The organism is Ignavibacteria bacterium (assembly GCA_015709655.1).
Taxonomy (GTDB): domain Bacteria; phylum Bacteroidota; class Ignavibacteria; order Kapaibacteriales; family Kapaibacteriaceae; genus OLB6.
The window spans coordinates 1,281,136-1,307,500 of record CP054181.1 but is presented as its reverse complement, the minus strand read 5'-3'; the positions used below and the strand labels follow the sequence as shown (position 1 = coordinate 1,307,500).

Sequence of the window (26,365 nt, the reverse complement as noted above, 5' to 3'; positions counted from 1 at the left end):
AGCCTCACCCTTAGTTGGGAGATTCAACCTGCCGTGTGCTTTCTCCGGGAAGGTTTTTAACATGCCGGATTTTTGTAATAAACTGCTCCATAAACTCGAGCGAATCCGGTAGGTTTAAACTAAGCTGGGCACCACCCTGGATTTCTAAATCCACAAACATCTCATTGTCTTGATATCGGTACTCGACGTTAATGTCGTGTACATCGGCAAACGGTATACGGTGTCTGCCAAACTGAAATATCTTCATGGCGTCCTCTACCTACTTAGTGAATGAATAATTGTGGTTAAACTAATGTTACAATGTACACCGAAGTTCTGTTTCGGCAAAACGAATTTTCCGTTTTTTTCATTTTATTAGTCAGCGCCAAATAAACGGTCTCCGGCATCACCTAATCCGGGTACGATAAAACCATGAGGATTTAGATGCGAATCCAGAGCTGCTACAACTACGTCCACCGCAGGATGTTCTTGTTCCATAAGGGCCTTACCTTCCGGAGCTCCAATGATACATGCTGCCATCATCTTATGATGTGGCAGCCGTTGCAGGTGTTGGATGGTGGCACGCATACTGCCTGCAGTGGCAAGCATGGGGTCAAGCACGATCATGGTTGTTTGCAGTGTAGTAGCGGGGAACCGTGAATAATACTCGGCTGGTTGCAGTGTTTGCTCGTTACGACGTAATCCGTGGAAGCCTACCCGCGCATCGGGGAAAATGTCAAGGAATGCCTGAAGCAAACCCAGTCCAGCACGGAGCACCGGGACCAGGATAATGTTGCCGTGGATACGCTGGGATTCAATTGTGGCCAGTGGCGTGGTTACGGTGCAGGGGTCGCTGCTTAAACGCGCGCTCACCGCTACTGCCAGATGGAGTCCTATTCTGTGAATTGCTGACCGAAATCGGGGGATATCGGTATCTACTGACCTGATGATTGACAGTTCATGCTGGATGCCAGTTCCGCCGAGTTCGGTAACCATACGCTATGAAATCAGAATGGAAGGTAGTATAAAATGGTCAGCCGTGGCAACGAGTAAATCGAATTCACATCGGCAAGATCTTCTGATTTAATATTCGGATTTGTGCTGTTCTGGTAAATCCCGCCCACAATCGGGTCGATATAACGAGTTACTACACGGTTCTCATCGGTACCCAGTAAGAAGTTAAAGCGGATATTGAACACCGGATAAAACAGACCGATCTTGGTGGGGATGTTGATGCCAATACCCAGACCTGTGTTAACGCCAAACTTTGTGCGGGTAAGGGTGCCATCGTCAATACTTGCATAGCAAAGTCCGGCCTGAGGCAGAAAGTTGATTTTGCTGTAGGGGTTCAGTGAGTAAAGGGCAGTAAACTCGGCCATTATCGTGGTAATGGGATCAAGCCCGAAGTCCTTGGCCGGTTTAGTGTTCTGGGAATAAAAACCCGAGGCTTCCAGAACTACGTTTGTTGACAATCCGTAGGTGACAGTACCGCCTATGGCTGACAAGCTTTCAAATGAAAACGATCGCTCCGGTCCTTCACCGCGCTGATAATACGTCCATCTTGACGGGTCAGTAGGTACGCTGGTACTGCGGTAGTTGTATCGTTGAAGGAACTGCTGAAGTTCCACCACGGTTAAGGTGCCAATGCTCAGTCCAACACCAAGGCGCCGTGGTTTAATCCATTTTTCCCATGCTACACTGTCAGCGTAGTAATTGTCAAGAGCAATTTCCCAGTCTCTGTCAAACGGATAATCTTCATCGCGTGGTGGTGTAGGCTGTGCTACTGCCGTAATCGTACAAACTACAATCAGTGCGCACAGGGCAAAGAATTTCTTAGCAGTTGTAGTAGAAAAGTCGATAATCTGGTCCATGGAGAGTCCTTTAATTTCGGCAATCTTGCCGGCAACACGTGCAACATATGCCGGTTCGTTTCGCTTTCCGCGATAGGGTTCAGGAGTTATGTACGGTGCATCGGTTTCAATCATAAATCTGTCGGTTGGTACGTAGCGCACCACGTTGGCTAAAGTCGAACGCTTAAAGGTGATATTGCCTGTGAACGACACAAGCATTCCAAGGTCGAGCGCCTTCCTAAGTACTTCTGTATCGCTGCTAAAGCAGTGCAGTACGCCTTGTAACGTACCGTCCTGTTCGTCATGCAGGATATCCAGAATGTCGTTATCAGCTTCACGGTTATGAATGATGGCGGGGAGATGATGTTTTTTTGCGAGTTGCAGTTGTGCCCGGAACCATTCTTTCTGGGTCTCGGCAGGGGCAAAGTCGTAATGATAATCCAGGCCAATTTCACCAATTGCAACAACGCGGTCTGCCAAAGCCCCTTTATCAATTTCGTTAAGTTCTTGTTCCGGCAGATTGGCAACGTGATGAGGATGAACGCCAATACCTCTGTATAACCGGGGATCGCTACTGGTAATGCTTATCAGATTATCGCGATGTTCAGGTTGAATGTCAGGGATAATGATTGACGTTATGCCGGCATCCCAGGCGCGTTGAAGAACTTCGGCACGGTCAGCAGCGAATGGTGTGGTATCGATATGTGCATGTGAATCGATCACTGCTTCATTTGCAAAAGAGTGGTGGTAATGTCATCGATTTGGGTTGCCACCTTAACCTTATTCCACACTTTTCGAATTATGCCTTTGGGATCGATAAGGAAGGTAGTCCGTACGACGCCCATGTATTCGCGACCGTACATTTTTTTAAGTTTCCAGGTGTTGTACTTCTCAAGAACTTTTTTTTCGGGATCAGCCAGCAGGATGAAGTTCAGGTTGTTTTTCGACCTGAATTTCAGGTGTGAATCAACATCATCGGGGCTGATACCAACAACCGTGACGTTCTCACGGGCAAGAAGCTCCATATTATCCCGAAAGGAACATGCCTGGTTGGTGCACGTTGGCGTCATATCCGCAGGATAGAAATAGAGCACCACCCAGGAGCCGAGAAGAGTTTTCAGCGAAAATTCCTCGCCGGTATCTGCAGTAAGTGTAAATGATGGTGCTTTTGCACCTACAGCCGGTTCCATGCAATGTATCCCAAAGTGATCTACAAAGCTACGCCTGCCGTTGATTACATGCCGACGTGTTTAAACTCTGCGTGCGTTGAAAAGTGTACAAATCACTTCTTCGATGGGCAATGGCGCGTCAGTATCAGCATCACTACCGATCTCATCGGTAGCTGTAGTGGCATCATCGTTGTTCGGCCGGGCAGCCAGGATTTGTACGCCGATAGCAGTGCCGTACACCTTTGCAAGATATGCTTTGAAATCGGCGAGTTTATCCTGTAGCCGGTGTGCAAGGATATCGGCAGAGGGTGTAAACGCAATGCCAACATCGGTAATCTCAACCTTTATTAAACCCTGTTGTACAACCTGGTGTAAAAAGATGAGATTCTCAGGCAGCCCGGCCATTGCGCTTTCCCATTTTCCTGCTATCTGATGTCGGGTTAATGAATTGGCGGGTGTTCCAAGTTCACGGATCCGTGCTGCAAATGGTGAAAGGGGCTTGAGAATCTCGCCCGGACCGGTACCCTTAGGTATGGGTGCCGGGGCTGTGGCTGCCGGGGGCCTGGCCTGAGGGCCAACACGCAATGCAACGGGGATGCCTCCAACGGCCGACTGCGGTGTAGCACGCAGGCGCGACAGGAGTTCGCCAAGGTCAACACTCGAGTCCAACGAGGCAATCTTGATTAGTGTAAACTCAAAGCGCAGCCGTGGCTGGGGCGGGTTCTGACGCAGTTGCTGTTCGCCCTGGGCAACGACCGACATCAGGCGAACCAGGTCGGCATGACTGTATTGCTCTGCTTCGGCAAGGTATTGCGCCCTGACAGATTCCGAAGCATCAATAAGGTTGGCGGTTTTTGTGGCGAGAACAGCAAGAAGGTTACGATAGTGCTCCAGCAATCCAACCAGGCACTCCTGCATATCATAACCGCGTTCAACAACGTCGGCCGCCAATGTAAAAATCTTTGCGGTATCGTGAAGGCGGGCTGCAATGCTGATCTCAAAAAAGAAATCCGAGTCAATTAAATGCAGCGCAGTGGCTACATCGGTCATTCGGATATCAGAACCACAGAACGACACAATCTGATCGAAGATGCTTTGCGAGTCACGCATGCTCCCGTCAGCTTTCTTTGCTATTGCAACCAGCGACTGTTCGTCGATTGTGATATTCTCTGCTGCTGCGATCGTCGTAAGATGCTGCACGATTGCCGAAACCTCCATGCGCCTGAAGTCAAAACGCTGACACCGGCTTACAATGGTTGCCGGTACCTTGTGGATTTCGGTTGTGGCAAAAACAAAAATCAAATGTGAAGGGGGCTCTTCCAGTGTTTTCAGCAAGGCGTTAAACGCTGCTGTAGAGAGCATGTGCACTTCGTCGATAATGTACATTTTGTACTTGCCGCTTACCGGTGCATACTTGACATTATCACGGAGTTTTCGCACATCGTCAACACTGTTGTTCGACGCTCCGTCAATCTCAGTAACGTCGATACTCTTGTTTTCCAAAATCTCAGTACACGATGAGCAGGTATTGCACGGTTCATAATTTACCGGGCTGATACAGTTCAGGGCACGGGCCAGGATTCGAGCACACGTGGTTTTGCCAACTCCGCGAGGTCCGGTGAACAGGTAGGCATGGTGTATGCGGCCGCTCTTAATGGCGTTCACGAGCGTTGTGGTGATATGTTCCTGTCCAACAACGTCGGCAAACCGGTTTGGACGCCATTTGCGCGCCGTTACAATATATTGTTTTGTGTCAGACATTGCAGGTTATTTGTTAAAGTACCGTAAAATGCGAATATGAAATTTAAGAATCTGCTCCGGTTTGTATTTCTTTTTGCCTTTTCACTGAATGTGGTTACGGCATGGTGTCAGCTTCCCCTGTTATCAGTTCAAACCTACGACGGTATACCAATGGTGCAGGGCTACCTGCGTGTGCAGTTTCAAAGCCCCTTTTTCGACAGTACGTGGCTACCCTCAGGATTTACTGTTGCATACCGCTACGTTGAACCTCTGGCCTTGTTCAGCACCTTTCCCGATTATGCGCCAACAGATAGAAGGCAGAGCCAGCTACAGGCGCGATGGAACCTGGCACGGTGCGCAGTTGTGCAATATACAGGAATCGAAAACCCGCGCTATGTGGCTGCACGGATAGCAAAACTCAACAACGTCACCCTTGCTGAGCCTTGGTATCCGATGGACGTTAACTACGTGCCCAATGACCCTTTGTTTAGCGAGCAGGAGGCTCTTCAGGTTATCAATATGGAAGAGGCCTGGGATATTACCAAGGGAAGTCCGGATGTTGTTGTTGCAGTTATCGATAACGGTGTAGATCAGTCGCACGAAGATCTGAAACCGGCGCTGTGGACCAATTCCGCCGAAATACCACTTAACAATATTGATGATGACAATAACGGAGTGGTAGATGATTATCAGGGGGCTAATCTAACCTGGCAGCAGGACGGAACCCAGCCGGGTGTTACAGCCAACACGGGATCGGGCGGCCATGGTACTAACGTTGCCGGAATCTGCAGTGCAAAAGGGAGTAACGATAAAGGGATTACAGGAATTGCGCACTCATGCTCGTTGTTTCCGATTAAAGTAGCCCCCCGCGGAACCGGATCGATTCTGTATGGTTACGATGGGTTACTGTACGCTTCGCAGATGGGTTTCAAGGTGGCCAATTGCTCGTGGGGCTCGCATCCCGGACAGGGTATGGCACCACGTCCGTACAGCGCCATCTCAAACCTGATCACCGACTACTGCATCGCACATGGTATGGTAATTACCTCCAGTGCCGGTAACCATGGTAATGGATTGCAGGGTGCCGGCTGGAAAGAATTTAACTACCCCGCAGCCTTCGATGGTGTTATCGGAACAGGTGAACTAACAACCGGTGATAAGGTCTCACCGTCTTCCGGACTTGGTACCAACGCCGATATCATGGCACCAAGCAATGGTGCACTTACTACTGTGCATGGTGGCAGCTACAGCTCGCAAGGTATAAATGGGACATCGTTTGCAGCTCCGTTTGCGGCCGGGGTTGCAGCCCTTATTGTTTCTAAGTATCCCAACTTCACGGCACAGCAGGTTGCGGCATTGTTGCAGGTTACTGCCGACCCCGTTGTTACCCTGAATTCAGCCTATCAGGGTGTTTTGCCGGGGCGCATTAATGCGGCAAAAGCCCTTGGTACTAATCCGGAAACTGTATGTGGCTTTAGTATTGAACAGGTTCAGATTACAAATACGGCCGGTACCGTGATAACCAGATACACTACCGGTGATACCATTGACATTCTGGTATTTCTGAAAAATCAGCTTGGTACGGCATCACAGATAGTTATTACTCCGGAGCTTGCCGACGAAGCAGACTGGTCCGTTAGCTTTTCAGGCAACCCCCTTACCGTAAACGAAGTAACACCGGGAATACGGATAACCGCCGGACCATATCGCGTAGTTCTTGGTGAAATAGGTAAGCTGCCGCTTGTTTTTGAACTGCAGTACCGCAACAATGAACAGTTCGGCAGGCTAAACTGGAATGTATTCCCGGGATCAAAGATGACGACCATTGAAAACGATAAACTAATTTATAGTATCGGTGATCACGGAATGTTTGGATATGCATCAACAATGACGAACAATACCATTGCTGATGGCGGGGGTGCGGGCTGGAAAACAGGGAATCAAAAGTTCAGCTGGGTTGGTGGTTTACTGGCTGCCGAAGCAGACACTCGGGCAGTGAAGGCGTACAATAACCGTGATGACAACTCAGATTTTGCGGCTGAGCAGCCCTTTGCGGCACCTCATCCAACATCGGCAGTGCTCACAGACTCCGTGTTTCCAAACCGTAGTATAGGCCTGCGGATACGCGAGCACTGCTGGTTTCCCGTGAGCAGTAACGCCGCTACTGTCATTGATATCGAAGTTGAGAATCATACTGCCAGCCCCCTCACAGATGTTGCAGCCGGTTACCTTTTCGACTTTGATATTGGTCCGTCCGGTGCCGAGAACATTACTCGTCGTGCGCAAAGTGCAATCCCCGACAATCCGGCGATAAACGGTGGCGCCCTGTTGTTTGAGCGCGACGGGTTCCCAATGGTAGTCACGATTGCAGCGTACACAAGTGACCATCCGGGTGTGCCGCAGGCAGTTGGCATGCCCACATGGGAGATCGTTGATGACAGTGACAGGTTAACCGATCAGGATGTCATTAACCTGCTTAATTCGGGTACGCCTGACAGGAATAATGCTCCCGACGATATGTGCAGTGTAGTGGGCATGAGATTCCCGGGTGTTCTACAGCCAGGTGAGCGCAAGGCCTTCAGTATTGTAATTGGCGTAGGTAAAACAGAACAGGAAGCAAATCAGGCAGTGCGGGAGACAATCCAGTCAGCAACAACTGTTCGTGAGGTTCCGCACAGCTCACTGAGCGTATGGCCTCAGCCTGCACGAGAGAGTATAGCAGTAATCCTACCGGCGGGAACCACGAGTGTGGAGGTTGCTGACGCTTTGGGCAGAACTGTGTATAGCTCTCGAACGTTTGCAGACCGGATTACAATTGGAACATCGCAGTGGCCCGCAGGGTTTTACACGATACTGGCAACAAGTAACCGTACCATGGTCAGGCATCCGCTTGTGATTGTCCGCTGATTTATACCGTATGTGCCAATGACAAAAATCTTTGCTCTCATATTGCTGTGTGCAGGTGTTCTTCACGCAGAAATCGTTGTACTACCGTCACTCTCCGGTAACGTCAGCGAAGGGGTTGTGGCCGGCCGACTCAAGGTGCGGCTCACGAAGGGTGTACCCGAACACCTACATCCGTCAGTTTTAGCAAGCTACGGTCTGCGTATTCTGTACAGAGCACTGCTCCCGGAGCAATCGGTATGGTCCGATACCGCAATACGGCCGCTCGGTATTAACAAACTATACGATCTGGAGCAGCAACTCCTTCGGTCGTACGTTGTTGAATTTCTGTCCGGTGAGCATCCCTCGATAATGGCTGAAAAGGTTGCACGTACCTGTACCCTTGTGGAATGCTGCTCTCCGGTATATGCTGTTACACTCACCGGAATACCAAATGACTCGCTGGTTAGCCAGCAGCCCATGCTGGCCGCCATTCGTGCTTTCGATGCATGGGATGTTGAAAAAGGAGATTCTTTGGTACTGATAGGGATTAGTGACAGCGGAGTACTGCAGAGTCATGAAGACCTTGCCGATGCTCTGCACGTAAATCCTGCAGAGATTGCCGACAATGGAATTGATGATGACAGCAATGGATATGTGGATGACTATCGGGGTTACAATTTCTGTACTGCCGATGACGGAACAATGCCCGGCAACACGTACAACTCAAGGGAAGGGCATGGCACCGGTGTTGCTGGAATCTGCGATGCGGTTGTTAACAATACCATCGGTATTGCCGGTGTTGCAAACAACTGCAAAATGGTTCCGCTGAAAACAATGCCCGATAATACAGGCTGGATTGTGTACGGATACGAGTCGCTGGTGTACTGTGCAGTAAATGGCATCAAGGTTGTGAACTGCTCGTGGGGTTCGTCCAGCCGGTCGTGTTTTGACGAAGCCGTAGTTGCATATACAATCGAACGAGGCACCGCAATTGTAGCAGCCGCCGGCAATCACGGCACAGCAGCCCCATTTTACCCTGCCTCGTATCCCGGCGTGTTAAGTGTAGGCGTATGCGACCCCAGTGATAATGTAATTCGGATGACCGGACACGGGCCCACTGTTGATATCATGGCACCCGGACAGTATACATTAACAACATCCAACAATGGCGGGTACGGTAGTTTCTGCTGTACCTCCGGATCCAGCCCCATTGTGGCGGGTGCTGTTGCCCTTGTCCGCTCGCGCCGGCCCGATCTGACACCCGTACAGGCCTGTGCCGTAGTGCGCGAGGCGGCACAACCGGCACCGTGGAAGACCATACCGGCGGAAATCATGCGCGAGCTGCTCCCCTATGGCCGACTTGACGTATTGAATGCCGTGACCGTAAATCCCGATAGCATCCCCTCGTTTGAATGGGACAGCGTGATCATTACACCATTGAGCCCGGATACCCGGTGGGGAATGGGGGATACGATTAGTGTAGCACTGCATCTGACAAACGTTCTGTACGAATGCACACTGCTAAATATTGATAATATCCGGATTGTCGGGACGGCTGCCAACGCGCTGCGAATGCTGTCACCAACCACAATCTCGTACGGCATACCCGTCGTAAACTCGCAGACCGTCACAATTGACGGGATTACCTGCGTAGTTGAACGTAATGCCGACACCACGGCGTACATCGTTGCCGACCTGGTTACTCAGACCTCGGCAGGAGCCGTCCATAAACGACCGCTGGTAATCCCGGTCACTCCCGCCCCACCGTTCAGGAACATTGCCAACACGGTGTTTGCAACATCGGTGGGCGACAACGCCAGGATCGGCAAGGTTGATTCTGAAAGGGGCTTTGGCATTGGCTTTACCTACAAGAACTCATGCGGTCTGCTTCCGGAATGCGGACTTATGATTACGGCTAATAACCAGGTTGTAGATGCCGTTCGTAGTGAAAAAGGGTCAAATAACCATTTTATACCGATAAAAAGATTTAATAAACCCAAGCCCCTTTACGGAATCGTTTCTGACCTGGCAGCACCGGCACCGCAGCGCATAGGTGTAGAAGTAGGTATGAACATATCAGCCGACACGGCAAACCAGGGTATTCTCGTAATAGATATCACGGTGAAGAATATATCTGACAGCACGCTCAGAAACGTTGGTGTTGGTTGGTTTCAGGACTGGGATCTTGGCGAAAACCCGGCGCACAATTCCGTTAACGCACTACTCCCTGGCTTTAGTAATGGCGTGCTGATAACCTCGGCTGACTCATTAGGCCTATCTGTGTGTTCCTATGCACAAACGCCGTATTCGCAGGCAACGGTCGTAAAGGCAGGAGTCAATAACCAAACCACGTACGATGGATTTACAGACGCCCGCAAGCAAAACCTGTTACGGGGACGGGAGAACGCCGAATCGTTTACCATGGTTGATGCAGCATGTGTAACAGGCGTGTATTTTCATGATCCCATCGAGCCCGGTGGAATGCGAAGTTTGCGTCAGGTATTCCTGGTAGGCGAAACGCGTTCTGATTTGGTGAGGCTCATTAACAAAGCCGAACAGATGCACGTTGAGCCCGAATTTGGTTTTTTTGACAGCAATATCGCAAGCAACCCATTCCCCAACCCGGCTCGTAATCAGTTTACCCTGCCAATACGGATGCCTGAAACAACCACGGTTACTGCACAGATACACATTGCCGACCTACAGGGCAGGATAGTCCATTCACAACAAGTAGCAATACACGGGAATTCGTTGGTAACGGTAAACTGTTCAGAGCTCAGTTCCGGTACCTATGATGTAAGGGTTTGGGCAGGCCAGCAATTCAACCATGCATCGCTTGTGATAATCAGATAGCCATTATTACGGTACGCATTAAGTCCTATTTTTGAGCCATGGTTCAACTTCAACGTACCGGAGCGGTTGGGATTATCCTGATGAACCGTCCGGAAAAACGGAACGCGCTGAGTCCGGAGATGGTACAATCTCTGCAAAGCAGCTTTGAACAGGCAGCCGCTGACCCGGGCATTCGCAGTATCGTGCTAAGAGGTAACGGCCCCGCATTTTGTGCCGGAGCTGACCTGGCATACCTGCAGAAGATGGCAACCAACAGCTCGATGGAGAATCTTGCTGATAGTTTCGGGTTAATGACGCTGATGCGAACCATCAGTGAATGCCCAAAGCCGGTGATTGCCATGGTGCACGGTCCTGCCATTGCCGGCGGCTGTGGTCTTGCCACGGTGTGTGATTTTGTGATTGCCGGTACCGGGAAGGCTCGTTTTGGATATAGCGAAGTTGCAATTGGATTTGTCCCCGCAATCGTAATGGTATTCCTCCTACGAAGACTATCAGACACCCAGGCACGTCGGCTGGTTTTGTCGGCCGAAATCATACAAGCCGACGAAGCGGTTCGAATTGGCCTTGCAACCAGGCATGTTGCCGATGATGATCTTGAAAGCGAAGTCATGCACCTGGCCGAGCATCTTGCAGGATTAAGCGCTGACTCGATTGCTTTGAGCAAGCAGATGTTTACTGCCTTACATGGGATGAGCATTGATGCCGGGCTTAGCTACGCTGCAACTGTAAATGCGTTTGCCAGATCAACGCAGGACTGTCAAAACGGAATAGCAAACTTTCTTAACAAACAGAAAACATAGAATGAGACTACTACAAAGAATAACCGTGATGGTATTCACATTGTGTGCGTTTGCCACTATGTTGGCGCAACAAGCTACAACCAGAGTAGAAGGTAAGGTTACCGACCCTGTTACCCACAAACCGGTGGGATGCTCGATGACGTTTGTAAGTGCAACGGGAAAGAAAACCAGTATTAAGTCTGCCGACGATGGCTCGTACCTTGCAGTTCTTAATGAAGCAGGCCAGCACAAACTGCTTTTTACAGGCTTTAATGTGTACAAAGCCGAGTTTACGGTTGATGTTCCGGCTTCCACGAAATTTCAGGAAATCAAGCGTGATTTTCAGGTCAGAGCATTGCACACAGGAGATGTACTAGTCGAAGGCAGGATGTTTGAGAAAAACACCGCAACGATTTCGGCGAGCGGAAAGAGCCAGATAACAGCTTTAAAGGAAACACTGACCAAGAATCCGCAGATGACGGTCAACGTAACCGTAGTTCCCGATGAAGACCGTGCAGCCGTAGCGCAATTCCAGGCTGAACAACAGTTTCTTGCTGACTCGGCGGACTGGGTGAAGGCCATGACGGCGTATGAAAAGAAATACCGGAAAGCAAAAACAAAACCCGAGCCTCCAGTGCCTCCAGTACGTGTTGCAGCCAGTGTTGCCGACCCCAATGCTGACCTGCTACAACAACGTAAGGCGGCCATCCAGCAGGAACTGAAGGATCTTAAACACTCTGACCTGCGAATAACGTACGTAATTGGTCAGCTACCTGCATCTGCTGTGTATGTGCCATCGCCACCCGCTCCGGTTGCCGCTGCATCAAAAACAAAAAGCAAGTCAAAAACTGATAGTAAACCCAAGCCCCCTGTCCTGCCGGCAAGTAACCACTCCAATCTGATTATCAGTATTGGACAGGTAAAACGCCTATTTGAGTAACAGGCGCGGGCCCGGTTGATGCTTGTTGAAATCTTTCCACCTCCGGCACCGGATCCGACGGTTATATTACCAACATCTGCTACCGGAAGTAACACAATTGCTTCATAAACGTCTGTAGCAATGAGTCTCTCCCTTGTTAAAGGAAAAAAATCATGGAAGGCAATTTTTCAAATCGGTTGCACGACGTTCTTAGGCTGAGCAGAGAAGAAGCTTTTCGGCTTGGACATGACTACATTGGCACTGAACACCTGTTGCTGGGTATCATCCGCGAAGGCGAAGGCGTTGGAATTAAGATTTTGCGGAATCTGAATGTTGATCTGAGCAAGCTCAAACGTTCGATCGAGGATACAGTGCGTTCCATGAGTGGTCCGCTTACCATTGGCAACATCCCACTAACCAAGCAGGCAGAAAAGGTTCTTAAGATTACATATCTCGAGGCGAAACTTTACAAGAACGATGTAATTGGTACAGAACACCTGCTGCTGAGTTTACTGCGTGACGAAGACAATATTGCAGCACAGATCCTCTCGCAATACTCGGTTACCTACGATACAGTTCGGAAGGAACTGGACTCGTACCAGGGCGACAAACCGGCCGATCCGGCAGGCGGCACACCAAGGTCAGAAAGAACCACGTCAAAAACAAAGGTACCGGAGCGGGCAAAGACGCCTGTGCTGGATAATTTCGGCCGTGATCTTACAAAACTTGCTCTGGAAGACAAGCTGGATCCTGTGATTGGGCGCGAAAAAGAAATCGAGCGCGTTGCTCAGATCCTCTCTCGCAGAAAGAAAAACAATCCAGTCCTTATCGGAGAGCCAGGTGTGGGCAAAACGGCCATCGTGGAAGGTCTGGCACTCAGGATAGTTGACAGAAAGGTGTCGCGCGTTTTGTTTGATAAGCGCATCGTAACGCTCGACCTTGCTGCCCTGGTTGCCGGAACAAAATACCGGGGGCAGTTCGAAGAGCGGATGAAGGCCGTTATGAACGAACTGGAAAAAGCCAAAGATGTTATCCTGTTTATTGACGAACTTCATACCATTGTCGGGGCAGGCGGTGCATCCGGATCGTTAGATGCATCGAACATGTTTAAACCTGCACTCTCGCGTGGCGAGATCCAGTGTATTGGTGCCACCACCCTGGATGAGTACCGGCAGTTTATCGAGAAAGATGGTGCGCTTGACAGACGCTTCCAGAAAATCATGGTCGATCCTCCGTCAGTATCCGAAGCAGTTCAAATTCTGATGAATGTGCGCGACCGATACGAGAAACATCATGGTGTCCGGTACAGCAACGAAGCCATACTGGCCTGTGTGAACATGGCTGACAGGTATATTACCGACAGATTTCTGCCGGATAAGGCACTGGATGTACTGGATGAAGCGGGTGCTCGCGTTCACTTGTCCCACATTTCCGTACCCGCCAACGTCCTTGAACTGGAAGAGAAAATTGAACAGGTCCGTCAGGAAAAAAACGTTGTTGTAAAGTCGCAGAACTTTGAAGAAGCCGCACGGCTTCGCGATCTTGAAAAACGATATCAAACCGAACTTGAAGCCGCTAAGGATGCATGGGAACAACAAGGCGAGCAAACCATTCACGATGTTACCGAAGATGATATTGCTGATGTTATCGCAATGATGACGGGTATCCCCGTAAACCGTATCGCCGAAAGCGAGAGCGAGAAACTTCTGAAGATGGCCGACATTCTTAAGCAACAGGTTGTTGGTCAGGAAGAAGCGGTTGAACACCTTGCAAAGGCAATCCGGCGCGCACGCGCAGGCATCAAGGATCCCTCACGTCCTATTGGCTCGTTTATGTTTCTTGGGCCAACAGGTGTTGGCAAAACTGAACTGGCAAAAGTTCTTGCACGGTATATGTTCGATTCCGACGATGCACTTGTGCGGATCGACATGAGTGAATATATGGAGAAGTTCTCGGTGTCACGTCTGGTAGGTGCTCCCCCTGGCTATGTTGGCTACGAAGAAGGCGGACAGCTAACAGAGAAAGTTCGCCGCAAACCCTACAGCATCGTCCTGCTTGACGAAATCGAGAAGGCACATCCCGATGTGTTTAACATTCTGCTGCAGGTGTTTGACGATGGACAGCTTACCGACGGACTTGGCCGGCGTGTTGACTTTAAGAATACGATCATCATCATGACCAGCAACGTTGGAATGCGCGATGTTAAAGCCGGTGGAAGAATTGGCTTTTCGACAAACGAAGAGACCGATACCTACGATAACGTGAAGCATACCATCGAAGAAACAATGCGCAGACTGTTTAATCCGGAGTTCCTGAACAGAATTGATGAGTATGTGATTTTCCGCCCGCTCAAAAAAGAACACATGGTTTCAATTATCGATCTGCAGCTGAAAGACCTCTACAAAAGGCTAGCTGCGCGTGGCATCACCGTAGAGATTGCCAAGACGGCAAAGGAATTCCTTGCCGATCACGGGTTTGATGAGAAGTACGGTGCCCGCCCGCTGCGCCGAACTCTGCAGCGCTATGTGGAAGACCCGCTTGCCGAAGAAATGCTGCGTGGCAATTATCCTGAAGGAACAATAGTGAAAGGAAAGCTCGATAAAAAAGCCGGACATTTGGTTTTCACGGCTTCTAAAGCAAAATCTGCTGATGAAGAAAAACCTGAAGAAGCAGAAACTCACGAAGAATAATAAACAGTAAAAAAACGCATACCAAAGCCCCTTTCTCAAAAGTAAGAGTTCAGTTTTTTGAATGTGTTTGGCCAGCTACAGATTGAAGTTGCCAACAGACAAACCAGCTTTTGCCTGCCTGTGCCGGTGAAGCCCCCGTTCTGCTTGATGTTGCCAAAGATCGTTTCTACATTGTATGCTTGTAGTATTCTTTGGCGAATGCCTTCATCGCTGGTATGATTGGCTCGGGCTTTTTGTTTGTAGTCTGTGAACTGATGATTGATCTCGATGATGCGGTTGCCTTATACCTTATGATATGCGCTTCGTAGCGGGCAGCCATGGCAGTGTTGCGTCTGGCAGAGAATGATGATTTGCTCAAACCCGTTGACGTTTTCTAGTCACACCCACAGTCGGCAGTAACGATTTGCGGCACTTGTCAATACAAGTAGTGATAACTGTTGAGATGGGAAGGAAGCATCAGCGTATCGGCAGGGTTCGGATAAACGTTGAAATTGAGAATGACCTGATTAATCGTACTGATTTGCACATTGTAGCCGGGTTTAAGTTGATCGTTGTGCAGATGGTCGTCATTCATGCGCATAAAGGTGGCATCGGGATTGGTTTAGCTGCAACTGTTTCTGCCATCCATGATCTGATCTTTTGCCTGGTATTCATATAGCCTCTAGCCTCTTCGGATTGATCTTCTTAAAGGAGTGAAAATCAAAAAAGCTGTCCTTTTTAGACAGCCTGTTGCACTATGAGAAGCACCGCTGTAATCAACACCTTATCAGTAAGCAGTTTACCGACTATCATTCAACCGGCAATAAGCAAAACTTATGATTACCAGATGCAGAGCATGTTAGAGAAAGAACAACAATAGTCTTAGGCAAATTATAGCAGTAGACCGTTATAAAACCATCAGATCCCTGAGTGAATGGTGGTGTAGTAATTTCGTCACCACGGATATTCCAAGCTCGAAGATCATTGCTGGTACATCCTCCAACATTCCAATGATAGACACCGCTCGTACTGCAAACCATTAGCTCTTCCTTTGCAGCAATAAGCTTGACTTCTTGATCAATACTGGTTATCGTTGGGCAATAGAGACGCATGAACTGACATTTATCTTGGTCTGAAATGCCTTTCGGATTTGTTCCGCTAGTTGTAGTAGAAGTCATTATGCCTCTAGAGGGAGCACCAGTCTGATCGCAGCGAAGTGTGTTGTTTGGTGGATTTTCTGCGTCTGGATGAATTAATCCTGCCCAATGTCCTATCTCGTGAGTAATAACATCACGAATACTCCAAACTTGCGCCAAGTTGTTTAATGCAGCATTGCCTGGTCCCGTGGGTAGTACCGGGCCAGTATATAACATACGTTGCGCAGATGGTCCAGCACCAACTGGAGACCGAAAATCCTCGGTATTATTTAGTAACATTTGTCGCCGTCCAACGGGAGTAGGTACACCATTTTCATTGTAACAACCTAATTCACCACAAGACTGAGGTGGCGTAGAAAAAACACTCACCTGCTGTTCTCCGAGCCGGAACGTGCCGGCTGTAACACCACTAAAGTCGCGAGGGTTTCTTGTCCATCGTATTTGAGAGCAACATGTCGAATTAATCTGCATGTTCGGCGTTGTATTCCCGCAGAGACAGTTCCATGCCTCTATGGCAAGATCAACTTCAGCTTGTAATTGTGCAGGGTTGTAAACGACTACATCTACACCGTTTACATCTCTGATATAGACAGTTTGAGGATCGTCCGGTCCGGCAACTACTCTGGCACAAAGTGGGAACAAATTCCGAAGAGCAGTTTTGCCAGGTATGTTTGTAGGAGTAGTGGTGCAGATCACTTCTGGCTGACCATTGATAAATGGACAGAACCGGTACGGGAACTCCTGGTTACTGCATGCTTGTACCGAGCCATATTGCCCCCAAGCTCTGGCAATCCCCACTGTTGCCAACAGTATTACATAGAGAATTCTCATAATTAATTTACCAAGGAATGTATTGTTAAAATACGCGTTCGAATAGCTTCAACAGCAGACGACAAAGTAGGAGAATTACCTACTCCAAAAAGATTCATTGGATCAGAAATCGAACCTGACGTAACCTCGAACACGCCAGATTTGGCACTGATCGGGTAGAGTGGCATCATCGTCATGTAGGCCGATGTTGATGTTTGGCACAGTGTGCTAAGTCGTAAGAACACTAAATACTGTTTTGTGGGCATCGGTAAAGCAGCAATGACTGAACCGGAATCTGCAGGCAAGCCATAATTCTCTAGTTGTATCCCAACCTGCTCACGGCTGATATCAAACCAGTTGCAATCTGGAGGAACCGACGCACCTGTTCCTCCAAGATTATAACAGCCGGGCAACGTTTTTCCCAGAATAGTATCAACTACATTGAATCGAACGATACGTGCATGCTGTGCGAATGCTGCGGATGTATCACTACGATCCGTCACTGACGTGACATTGATAACGAGAATGTAGTCGCTTCCCAAGATTGCTTCGTCAAGCTCTGGTCTGGCAGAAAGCCCTCTGGCCGATGCGACCAGATAGTCACGATAAACATTAACGAGACTCATATATGAAGGTGAACCTCCCTGAGTAAGTCTTAACAGTACCGGATCATAATCAACAAGTGATAGTAAGTACTTGGCGGCATACTTAAGTGTGTCATCCCAGTATGTTCTTGCTCGAAAAAACGTCTCAATTTCTCCGTATGTTTTGGCTTTGCACAGACTGTCTAGCCCAATGTGACCAACAAGAACATCCAACGGCATGCTGGTCACTAACGGTGGATACTGCGTCGGAAAGCTGAAGGTGTAATACTCTGAATCGAATTGCGGATAGCAAGGAATCTGTGCACTAGCAGGCAACATGATCAATGTAACGCCAAAAACAGTACCAATCAGTGGGTAGCACAAATACAACCGAAGTGTCTTGAGGCAATGTTTTATCGAATTACTGTCTCCCATAAGTTTATCCTTGCTTAAGGTGCCTAAATTATGTATTACACCAGAGAAAATAAATGTTAGAAAACATACCAAACAAAAATCAAATAAAACAAAACAAACTACTCAATAAATAAATTAAATATGTTTGGCCAGCTACAGATTGAAGTTGCCAACAGACATACCCGCTTTTGCCTGCCTGTGCCAGTGAAGCCTCCGTTCTGCTAGATGTTGCCGAAGATCGTGTCAGCATCGTATGCTCGTAGTATTCTTTGGCGAATGCCTTCATCGCTGGTAAGATTGGCTCGGGCTTTTTGTTTGTAGTCTGTGAACTGATGATTGATCTCGATGATGCGGTTGCCTTATGCCGTATGACATGCGCTTTGCAGCGGGCAGCCATGGCAGCGTTGCGTCTGGCAGAGAATGATGATTTGCTCAAACACGTTAGCGTTTTCTTCGATGGAGCTGCCGGCGTTATTCATCTGTTGTCCCATCGGGCGGACGTAGAAGTCGTCTGCCGGGTTCCAGTACAGCTGCTCGACAGTAAACGGGTGGTTCTTTTTTTGACAAGCACCGTGTTGTTCCTGATGAAAGTAGCAGTATCGTACGTAAGCGGTAAACGTTGTATTCATGAAAATCAAAAAAAGCTGCCCTCTTGAGATAACCCCTATGTTTTTGGATATCAAATGCGCCGGTTCGTTGTAATATCGCAGTCATGTTAATGAAGTACGGATTTATTTCGCTTTTAATAACGGTGCTAACCATCGTTACGCTGCCTGGTAAGGTTCAGGCAGTTTCGGGTGACAATGCCCCCAACGCGCCTTCGGGTTTTGAGTGGTTTTCAATGCCCGAGATTAAGGCTAAGTTTTTAAAGCCCAAAGGCTGGTTTACGCACCACGAAACTATCGAAGGAACAGAATCGTATTCGATATCACTCGAAAACGTTGAGATTGAAAAATCCTTTCGAACCGGACTTTCGGTGAACTGCGTAAGCCACGTATCGGATAAAGCCAAAATGTGGGCAAAGCAATATGCCCGCGCTTTTCATGAGCTAATAAAAAACGATACTACCGTAACCCTGATCAGCGAATGGGAAAACCCGCAGAATCCGTTTGTCGTGTACGGCATGCAGTACACAAAAACAACGCCCGGCTTAGATACCGTAACAATACACCAACTGCTGATAGCAAATGAGAAAACAGACAGGCTGTACGTTGTTTCGTTCGAAAGCCCTACGGATTTGTGGGGAGCAGCCTGGAGCCTTGGCAGTGAAATGGTAACCAAGTTTATACTCGATGAAAACTTTTGATGATGTAGCTGCGTACCTGCAGCAGCAGACAGAGGTGTTTGGCAGAACTACCTGGGTTACACTGACAGCACTGCCGGAACCACACGAATTACACAGCCCATTGGCCGGGAATACTATGGATACACCGTGGACCGAAGCCGAAAACCTTGACGCAATGCACAAGGCAATAGAAAACTGCATGAAATGTCCGCTGGGCACCACCCGCATACGTCTGGTTTTTGGTACCGGTAACCCGAATGCCGAGATTATGGTGATTGGTGAAGCTCCCGGTGCTGACGAAGATGAGCAGGGTTTGCCCTTTGTGGGCAGGGCAGGCCAACTGCTTACAAAGATTCTGGAAAGCATTGATTTGAACCGGGCAGATGTGTATGTGGCGAACATCATTAAGTGTCGGCCCCCCAATAACCGGAAACCAACGCCATTCGAGATTGAAAGCTGTGAACCCTATCTGTGGAAACAAATCGATTTGGTCAGGCCACGGTTTATTCTTGCGCTGGGTTTAACCGCTGCCAATACGCTGTTAAAAAACAAAAGCAGTATGAAAGACCTGCGCGGCATCATTCATAACTATCACGGAATTCAAACCATTGTTACCTATCACCCGGCGGCATTACTCCGAAATCCCTCCTGGAAGAAAGAAACATGGGAAGATGTTAAGTTTCTACGAACACTCATTAACACATCAAACACATGAATATCGTTGTACTCTTGGGCGGACACAGTCCTGAACGAAACATTTCGCTGCTGAGCGGGCGTGCCGTTGTAGGTGCGTTACGGACGCTGGGGCATACGGTTACACCGTACGATCCCGCCCTTGGCATTGTTACCGATGAAGCCCTGGCCCAAGCAACTTCTGCACCGGTAGATGCTGCTCTGCTACAGTCGCTCGATATTAAAAAAATATTGGAACTTCCGTTAGCACCCGAGCTGCAGTGTGCCGATGTAGTTTTTAACGTACTGCATGGACGCTACGGCGAGGATGGCTACGTACAGGCAGTTCTCGATCTGCACAGTATTCCCTACACCGGAAGCGGCATGCTTGCCAGCGCCACCGCAATGGATAAAGCCCTTTCAAAAATGCTGTTTCAGGTTGGCGGTATTCCAACACCGCACTGGGTAACCACAACACCCGATCAGGCTTCCAACATCGAGATGATCTCCGAAATTCGAAAAGAGCTTAATGGTCCGATTGTTGTAAAACCAAATAACCAGGGCTCTACAGTTGGGATGACGATTGTGCACAGCGGCATCGTTGAGGACATTGCTGATGCTATCAGGCTTGCCGGACAGTTTTCAGATCTGGTGCTTTTGGAGAGGTATGTACCCGGCCGCGAGCTTACCGTGGCGGTGTTAGGGGGCGATGCCCTGCCTGTAATCGAAATTGTTGCCGATGACGGTTATTACGACTATCAGCACAAATACACCAAGGGGAAAACCCAGTACTTCTGTCCGGCCGACCTTTCGGAGGAGGTGCGTGATCACGTAATGAGTCTGGCCGTTGTAGCCCATAATGTACTTGGCTGCAAGGCAATCAGCAGAGTGGATTTCCGGCTTACCGACGAGAACATACCGGTGTGTCTGGAAGTAAACACCTCGCCGGGATTTACCGAGCTGAGTTTAGTGCCAATGGCGGCACGTGAAGCCGGTATTGAGTTTGGAACCCTCTGTGAAGAAATAATCCGGTTGAGTACCGAAGGAGCATAATGCAGTCGATTAAACTAACAGGTATCGGCAACGCCCTGGTTGACATGGAGTTTAACATCACGGAAGCCGAGCTGGATGGCTTTGGCGTCCGCAAAGGCGGAATGACGCTTACCAACGTACAGCGCCAGCGCGAGATCCTTGAAACCCTGGCGTCGAAAACCCCTCACCGAAGCTCTGGCGGATCGGTAGCGAACTCGATGATTGCCTTTGCCCAGTTTGGCGGAACTGCCGGCTTCATGTCGGTACTTGGTGCAGATGCCACCGGAGAATTTTATGCAAACGAGTTTCGCGATCTTACAATCGAGTTGGCAGCCGAAGCAGTTCCGGGAGCCGATACAGGGTCGTGTGTTGTGATGATAACGCCTGACGGCGAACGAACCATGAATACTACGCTTGCAGCCAACACGTTGTATTCACGTGACCTTCTGGATTCCCGCATATTGCAGGCATCAGAATGGCTGCTGCTGGAAGGATATAAGGTCACCGAAGAAAGCGGAGCTGAAGCGCTCGATGTTGCTGCGTACACAGCTGTTAAAAATGGCAGTCATGTGGCGTTGAGTTGCTCGGATGCCTTCATCATTGAATCGTTTGCAGACAGGCTGAAGCCGATTCTGAAGAATACCGATCTTGTTATCTGTAACCAGTTCGAGGCACAGGCCCTTGCAGCCGAGGAAACCGCTGAAGCATCATTCAGGGCGCTGAAGCACAGCTTCCGCAACGTTGTGCTTACCAAGGGTTCAGCCGGTTCGCTGATTCACTGGTTTGGTACTGATGCCGAAATTCCGGCTTATCACGCCAACGTTGTGGATGTAACCGGTGCCGGCGATATGTATGCCGGCGCCTTTATGTATGCCGTACTTCACGGATACAAACCTGAACATGCCGGCCGGCTTGCATCGTATGCAGCGTCGCGAATCGTACAGCAGTACGGAGCCAGACTGCGTACCGACCACGTTCAGATCCGCGATACAATACTAAACCAGGCAACCATCCATGGTGTGTAGAGGAATTACCGTACGGGACCATATTACGCAACTCACGGGCATCCTGGTTGTACTTGCGGGAATGGTTAGCTTTCCACTGTCAGGTCAGGCACAGAGTGGCATGGCGCTCGACGAGATGCTGGAGAAACTCAAACCCTACTTTGCCGACGAGTTGCTGGCCGACATTCAGAACGTTGTTCCCCGGTCGGCATTCAGGGTATGGGGCTGGGATGTAGGCGACTTTACTGGTGACGGCTTTAATGACCTTGCATTCAGCATTTACCGGGCAAACACCGGAAAGAAGGAGTGTCAGGTTTTCCTGCTCGGTGATATCGACGGTTATCTGATCAACGTAGCCTCCTATACCGTACCCTTTGTGCGTTTGCCCCTGGAAGTTGGAGTTGTAATTAAAGATACAACATGCTTTATTGCCAAAAAGCGGCGTGATGACGATTGGAGCGTTAACGGTTATCGTTTTGACCGCGGCAACATGATTCTTGTTGATGAATTTCGGTCGAATGCCGTTTTAAACTACGACCACGAAAGCTACCGAAACTACCTTACCCTTCAAACCTCGGAACTGTACTCCGGAAGGAAGGGAGAACTTCTGTTTTCCTCGGATTACCTTACGATTCCCTGTTACGAGCGCAGCCGGCAGATGTACGGTGGCATCACTACGCAGGCCCGCGTGTATTCCATCGATGACGTGCAGAGCGGAACGTTTTGGTGGCAGGGGGCTTCGGATGCATCGTTTGTTACCCGCTTTGTTTATGATGTTGGTGACCTGTACCTGATGGTTAAGGTTACCGATGATTCGGTTGTTACCGGATGGTGTGACACCTGCGTAGCCGACGAAGTTGAAGTTTGGTTCGACGTTACACTCCCAACGAAGGAGCAGCCCAGCAGGACAATAAAAAAACTTGATAAACGCAGAATTGAAGCAAGAGAAGATGCCGATAGTGCCCTGTACGGCTTCAGAGTACGTCTGGGTGACTTCCTGGAAGTGCCACCGACGCTGACCCTAAAAACAACCGACGCGTTAAGCGATGTCCAACAAGACGCATTAGAAAGCGCACGGGCAACATCGGCTCAGCAACACGACGGCTACGTTGTAAAAATGAAGATACCCTTTGACCTCCTTGGCTTTGGTATTCCGCCCTCCAACCCTGCCGAAACAGTTGAAATTGGCTGTACCGTCATTGTAAAAGATGCCGACAATGATTTTCGGCCTGACGAAGTAACAATCCTGGCCACAAGTCCGATTAAGCCCCTTAACCCCTCTACCTACGGGGCTTTACGGTTTATCGGAAGCAACACCGCCTACGGGGAATCACAGAATTTTTTCCGTGAGGACGTACTTGAAAACCTCAGGGAATTGGGTTTTTAACATAACCCCGCCTAATTTTGCCGACATTTGTTTTGCCATTACATGCACAACCTCCGGGATACCAACGCAGAAAAGCATGCCAGGGCGATACAGGAAGCGGCTCCCTATCTTTCATTAGGGGCGCAACTGGCAGCTTCGGTACTGGTTCCGGGAGGCATCGGATGGTATATCGATTCCCGCATGGATAGTACGCCATGGGGTATGGTAATCGGCCTTTGCATTGGGTGTGTGGTTGGCTTGGTTCAGTTTTTACGGTCTGCGAACCGCCTGTTGGAGCGCGACCATCACCGGAAGGAAAAGAAAGGGTAATGGGTGGACTTCAAGGGGCCACTTGCATCGGTTCTTGCGGCATTCGGCCTTAGCGTGTTGAATGCCGTTATTGGTTTCATTGTAGCCCGCTGGGCGTTCGGGAAGGAATTAAATACCTTCCTTGGAATTGTATTTGGTTCCTTTGGTATTCGCTCCATCATGGTTATCACCTGTATCTGGCTGTGCCTTGGCCCACTGGATATGCACCAAACCTCCTTTGCTATCACATTTGCCATCTCGTCATTCCTCTTTTTAATGGCCGAAATCTTTTTTTTTCATCAATGGTACGAGAAGCAGAAAAGAAAAATCAGAAGACCCGTTTCTGACCTCTTAAAAAAAAACGATGATTTAGTGCCTCACTCCCTCCTGAACTACTACACTGCATGAAGACAGATTCGTTACAACCTTCCGACCATGTAGCCGGAACACCGGAAACGACCAAGGTAACGCCGTTAACCGATGGCCACGACCTTGCTGAACACCCTGATGAAGTGCTCGGCTCCAACGCCATTATGCACCTGATCGAAGATCTGGGCGATCATCATGAAGCAAATATGTTTTTTGCCCATGTACGGCAACTGCCTGTTATCCTGGTTGACGACGGCTTTCATTTTTACAAAAATCCCGCGGCTCTGGAAGAAGCCGGTGTTTTTACAATGCATGGCGGACATCCCGTACGCAAGTCCACAGGCGAACATCCTGCACTCGACCTCTCGGTGACCAACTTTGTTGTGTATGAGTGGATTGCCATTGCGCTGATTTCCACTCTGTTTATCCTTGGCACACGCCGATACCGTTCCAAACCAAAGGAAGAACCCAAAGGTCTTCAGAACCTCCTGGAATCAATTGTGCTGTACGTACGAGACGAAATGGTACGTCCGAATGTTGGTACCGACAAACGGTGCGACCGGCTGATGCCCTACATCACCGGTCTGTTCTTTTTTGTTCTGGTGCTTAATCTTTTTGGTATGCTGCCCGGCAACCATGCCGCTACAGGCGCTCTGGGACTCACCGGCGCACTTGCTCTGACCGAACTCGTGGTTGTTAACTTTATTGCCATTAAGGATGCCGGTATTAAAACCTGGCTGCTGCACCTGCTGGGCGGGGCACCCTGGTACATGGCCCCGATCATGGTACCGATTGAAATCATCTCGATGTTTACAAAGCCATTTGCCCTCATGATCCGTTTGTTTGCAAACATGACGGCCGGGCACATTGTTCTGATAGCGCTGGTTGGCCTGATTTTCTACTTTGAATCGTATGCTGTAGCACCGCTCAGTGTTGGTTTTGCAGTATTCATCAATCTTCTTGAACTGCTGGTGGCCTTCCTGCAGGCATACATCTTTGCCATGCTTACCGCCGTTTTTGTTGGCCTTGCCCTGGGCGAACACGTTACCCACGACTCACACAAACACAATCACGACAACGAATTAGCAACAGTACATCCACATTAATACACTCAGGAGAATAACTATGGAAGCAGTCGCATTTGCATGGCTCTCAGCCGGTTTAGGCGTTGGAGTCACGGTTTTCGGTGTAGGTACCGGTATCGGACGTTTGGCCGCAGCCGCCCTTGAAGCCAGCAGCCGTCAGCCCGAAAATGCCGGTGACATCCGTACCACGATGATCATCGGTGCAGCACTTATCGAAGGTGTTGCGCTTCTGGCAGGCGTTATCTGTATTCTGCTCGCACTGAAAACGCACTAAAGCTTGTACCCCGCGTACTGCGCGGGGTCTAAGTCAGTGTGTTCTGCGGCAATGTGTGGCCGGGAACACAGTGATTTAGCCCCCTGACAAATAACTGTTAAACTTACTGACTACGTTTATGCCAAATTTTCTGAAACTTGACCCGGGTTTGGTGTTTTGGACACTGGTGAACTTTGGCTTGTTTGTGTTCATCATCGCAAAGTTTGCGTGGAAGCCGATGAAGGCCGGTCTGGCAGCTCGCGAGCAAAGCATCAAGGATTCGATAACGGCTGCCGAAAACGCGAATGCTGAGGCACAGAACATTTTGCGTGAAGCAAAAGAAAAGATTTCCGGTGCTCAGGCAGAAATGATGCAGATCGTTCGTGATGGGAAGTCGCAGGCAGAAGAGCTGATCCGAAAAGCTACCGATGAAGCCGATGCGGTGAAACATCAGAAATTGGTAGAAGCTCAGCGCGAAATCGAACGTGAGAAGGATGAAGCGATTGCCCAGCTTCGCAACGAGATGTCAACACTGGTTGTTGAAGCCACCGAAAAACTTCTCGGGCGGACGCTGAAGGACGATGACCATAAACGAATTGTTAACGACTTTGTTCAAGAGATCTCCAAGAACTAACCTATGTCTGTTGTTGCCATTGCAAAACGGTACGCACACGCCCTGCTCATCGAAGCAAAAAAGACGCAATCGGAAGATGTTCTGCTGAAAGACTTTGCGTTGATTAACGCAGCCATCAGCCACTCTGCAGACCTGCGAATGCTGCTGCGGAGTCCCATTATCGAGTCATGGCGCAAAAAAAACGTCATCCGTGAAATTTTCAACAGCACTGTCTCGGAACTGATGCTAAAGTTTCTGCTCCTGGTGGTTGATAAACGACGTGAACAGTTTATTCCGGAAATCGCCACGGCCTTTTCTGAACTGGTAGATACCGAACGCAATATCACCAGAGTGGGGGTAACAAGTGCTCACGAGATCGATGCCGATTCACAAGCATCACTTACCAAGGTACTCTCATCAAGAACAAAAAGCACGGTAGAAGCTACCTACAAAACCGATTCATCGCTGCTTGGCGGTGTAACCGTTACCGTAGGCGATACCGTCATTGATGGTTCGTTGCGCCACAGGCTGCAGGAACTCAAACACCGACTTGCGAATAATTGATTAA

The 26,365-nt window shown here is 49.2% G+C and carries 26 protein-coding genes; 18 read left to right on the top strand and 8 right to left on the bottom strand.

Features of this window, described 5'->3' with window-relative positions:
• Nucleotides 1-10 precede the first annotated feature (10 nt).
• The 5 genes from HRU79_05225 to dnaX form a co-directional block, all read right to left on the bottom strand.
• Complete coding sequence (locus tag HRU79_05225; GenBank protein ID QOJ26080.1) at nt 11-247, bottom strand: hypothetical protein; 237 nt, start codon at nt 245-247, stop codon at nt 11-13.
• A 107-nt stretch (nt 248-354) separates the two neighbouring features.
• On the bottom strand, nt 355-975 hold the full coding sequence (upp, locus tag HRU79_05220) for a uracil phosphoribosyltransferase (GenBank protein ID QOJ26079.1): 621 nt from the start codon (nt 973-975) through the stop codon (nt 355-357).
• A gap of 11 nt (nt 976-986) precedes the next feature.
• On the bottom strand, nt 987-2,552 hold the full coding sequence (locus HRU79_05215; GenBank protein QOJ26078.1) for a TatD family hydrolase: 1,566 nt from the start codon (nt 2,550-2,552) through the stop codon (nt 987-989).
• Complete coding sequence (bcp, locus tag HRU79_05210) at nt 2,549-3,019, bottom strand: thioredoxin-dependent thiol peroxidase (GenBank protein QOJ26077.1); 471 nt, start codon at nt 3,017-3,019, stop codon at nt 2,549-2,551. The genes HRU79_05215 and bcp overlap by 4 nt, the downstream gene beginning before the upstream one ends.
• A 60-nt stretch (nt 3,020-3,079) precedes the next feature.
• Nucleotides 3,080-4,759: a DNA polymerase III subunit gamma/tau gene (gene dnaX, locus HRU79_05205; GenBank protein QOJ26076.1), complete on the bottom strand. Its 1,680-nt coding sequence runs from the start codon at nt 4,757-4,759 to the stop codon at nt 3,080-3,082.
• 36 nt (nt 4,760-4,795) lie between these two features.
• On the opposite strand from dnaX, the gene HRU79_05200 reads away from it, so the two are divergent.
• From HRU79_05200 to HRU79_05180, 5 genes are all read left to right on the top strand, one after another.
• Nucleotides 4,796-7,645 carry a S8 family serine peptidase gene (locus HRU79_05200; GenBank protein QOJ26075.1) on the top strand — a complete coding sequence of 950 codons (2,850 nt, stop codon included), beginning with the start codon at nt 4,796-4,798 and terminating at the stop codon, nt 7,643-7,645.
• A gap of 18 nt (nt 7,646-7,663) precedes the next feature.
• Complete coding sequence (locus HRU79_05195) at nt 7,664-10,477, top strand: S8 family serine peptidase (GenBank protein QOJ26074.1); 2,814 nt, start codon at nt 7,664-7,666, stop codon at nt 10,475-10,477.
• 38 nt (nt 10,478-10,515) lie between these two features.
• Complete coding sequence (locus HRU79_05190; GenBank protein QOJ26073.1) at nt 10,516-11,277, top strand: enoyl-CoA hydratase/isomerase family protein; 762 nt, start codon at nt 10,516-10,518, stop codon at nt 11,275-11,277.
• A 1-nt stretch (nt 11,278) separates the two neighbouring features.
• Nucleotides 11,279-12,196, top strand: a complete 918-nt coding sequence (locus HRU79_05185) for a hypothetical protein (GenBank protein QOJ26072.1) — start codon at nt 11,279-11,281, stop codon at nt 12,194-12,196.
• A 152-nt stretch (nt 12,197-12,348) separates the two neighbouring features.
• A complete protein-coding gene (locus tag HRU79_05180) occupies nt 12,349-14,865 on the top strand; it encodes an ATP-dependent Clp protease ATP-binding subunit (GenBank protein QOJ26071.1) in 2,517 nt (838 codons plus the stop codon).
• Nucleotides 14,866-14,900: 35 nt separating this feature from the next.
• Here HRU79_05180 and HRU79_05175 read toward each other — a convergent pair whose 3' ends face one another.
• Complete coding sequence (locus HRU79_05175) at nt 14,901-15,137, bottom strand: transposase (GenBank protein ID QOJ27274.1); 237 nt, start codon at nt 15,135-15,137, stop codon at nt 14,901-14,903.
• A 155-nt stretch (nt 15,138-15,292) separates the two neighbouring features.
• Here HRU79_05175 and HRU79_05170 point away from each other — a divergent pair, with 155 nt between their 5' ends.
• The gene (locus HRU79_05170) at nt 15,293-15,523 is read left to right on the top strand and encodes a hypothetical protein (GenBank protein ID QOJ26070.1); all 231 of its coding nucleotides are present in this window, start codon (nt 15,293-15,295) and stop codon (nt 15,521-15,523) included.
• Nucleotides 15,524-15,653: 130 nt separating this feature from the next.
• On the opposite strand, the gene HRU79_05165 is transcribed toward HRU79_05170, so the two are convergent.
• Nucleotides 15,654-16,832: a hypothetical protein gene (locus HRU79_05165; GenBank protein QOJ26069.1), complete on the bottom strand. Its 1,179-nt coding sequence runs from the start codon at nt 16,830-16,832 to the stop codon at nt 15,654-15,656.
• A gap of 2 nt (nt 16,833-16,834) precedes the next feature.
• The gene (locus HRU79_05160) at nt 16,835-17,830 is read right to left on the bottom strand and encodes a hypothetical protein (protein QOJ26068.1); all 996 of its coding nucleotides are present in this window, start codon (nt 17,828-17,830) and stop codon (nt 16,835-16,837) included.
• A 248-nt stretch (nt 17,831-18,078) separates the two neighbouring features.
• Between HRU79_05160 and HRU79_05155 the strand changes: the two genes are divergently transcribed.
• From HRU79_05155 to atpH, 12 genes are all read left to right on the top strand, one after another.
• Nucleotides 18,079-18,465, top strand: coding sequence for a hypothetical protein (locus tag HRU79_05155; protein QOJ26067.1), 387 nt, complete (start codon nt 18,079-18,081; stop codon nt 18,463-18,465).
• 62 nt (nt 18,466-18,527) lie between these two features.
• Nucleotides 18,528-19,115: a hypothetical protein gene (locus HRU79_05150; protein ID QOJ26066.1), complete on the top strand. Its 588-nt coding sequence runs from the start codon at nt 18,528-18,530 to the stop codon at nt 19,113-19,115.
• Nucleotides 19,102-19,809: a uracil-DNA glycosylase gene (locus HRU79_05145; GenBank protein QOJ26065.1), complete on the top strand. Its 708-nt coding sequence runs from the start codon at nt 19,102-19,104 to the stop codon at nt 19,807-19,809. The genes HRU79_05150 and HRU79_05145 overlap by 14 nt, the downstream gene beginning before the upstream one ends.
• Complete coding sequence (locus HRU79_05140; protein QOJ26064.1) at nt 19,806-20,819, top strand: D-alanine--D-alanine ligase; 1,014 nt, start codon at nt 19,806-19,808, stop codon at nt 20,817-20,819. Before HRU79_05145 ends, HRU79_05140 begins: the two co-directional genes overlap by 4 nt.
• Nucleotides 20,819-21,823 carry an adenosine kinase gene (locus tag HRU79_05135; protein QOJ26063.1) on the top strand — a complete coding sequence of 335 codons (1,005 nt, stop codon included), beginning with the start codon at nt 20,819-20,821 and terminating at the stop codon, nt 21,821-21,823. The genes HRU79_05140 and HRU79_05135 overlap by 1 nt, the downstream gene beginning before the upstream one ends.
• Entirely contained in the window at nt 21,813-23,189 is a 1,377-nt protein-coding gene (locus tag HRU79_05130) for a hypothetical protein (GenBank protein ID QOJ26062.1), read from the top strand. The genes HRU79_05135 and HRU79_05130 overlap by 11 nt, the downstream gene beginning before the upstream one ends.
• 42 nt (nt 23,190-23,231) lie before the next feature.
• Nucleotides 23,232-23,498 carry an AtpZ/AtpI family protein gene (locus tag HRU79_05125; protein QOJ26061.1) on the top strand — a complete coding sequence of 89 codons (267 nt, stop codon included), beginning with the start codon at nt 23,232-23,234 and terminating at the stop codon, nt 23,496-23,498.
• Between the two features lie 3 nt (nt 23,499-23,501).
• Nucleotides 23,502-23,885, top strand: coding sequence for a hypothetical protein (locus HRU79_05120; GenBank protein QOJ26060.1), 384 nt, complete (start codon nt 23,502-23,504; stop codon nt 23,883-23,885).
• On the top strand, nt 23,882-24,952 hold the full coding sequence (gene atpB, locus HRU79_05115; protein QOJ26059.1) for a F0F1 ATP synthase subunit A: 1,071 nt from the start codon (nt 23,882-23,884) through the stop codon (nt 24,950-24,952). Before HRU79_05120 ends, atpB begins: the two co-directional genes overlap by 4 nt.
• A gap of 19 nt (nt 24,953-24,971) precedes the next feature.
• Nucleotides 24,972-25,205: an ATP synthase F0 subunit C gene (gene atpE, locus HRU79_05110; protein QOJ26058.1), complete on the top strand. Its 234-nt coding sequence runs from the start codon at nt 24,972-24,974 to the stop codon at nt 25,203-25,205.
• Between the two features lie 118 nt (nt 25,206-25,323).
• On the top strand, nt 25,324-25,818 hold the full coding sequence (gene atpF / locus HRU79_05105; protein QOJ26057.1) for a F0F1 ATP synthase subunit B: 495 nt from the start codon (nt 25,324-25,326) through the stop codon (nt 25,816-25,818).
• 3 nt (nt 25,819-25,821) lie between these two features.
• Nucleotides 25,822-26,361 carry an ATP synthase F1 subunit delta gene (atpH, locus tag HRU79_05100; GenBank protein ID QOJ26056.1) on the top strand — a complete coding sequence of 180 codons (540 nt, stop codon included), beginning with the start codon at nt 25,822-25,824 and terminating at the stop codon, nt 26,359-26,361.
• The last annotated feature ends 4 nt before the right edge of the window (nt 26,362-26,365 follow it).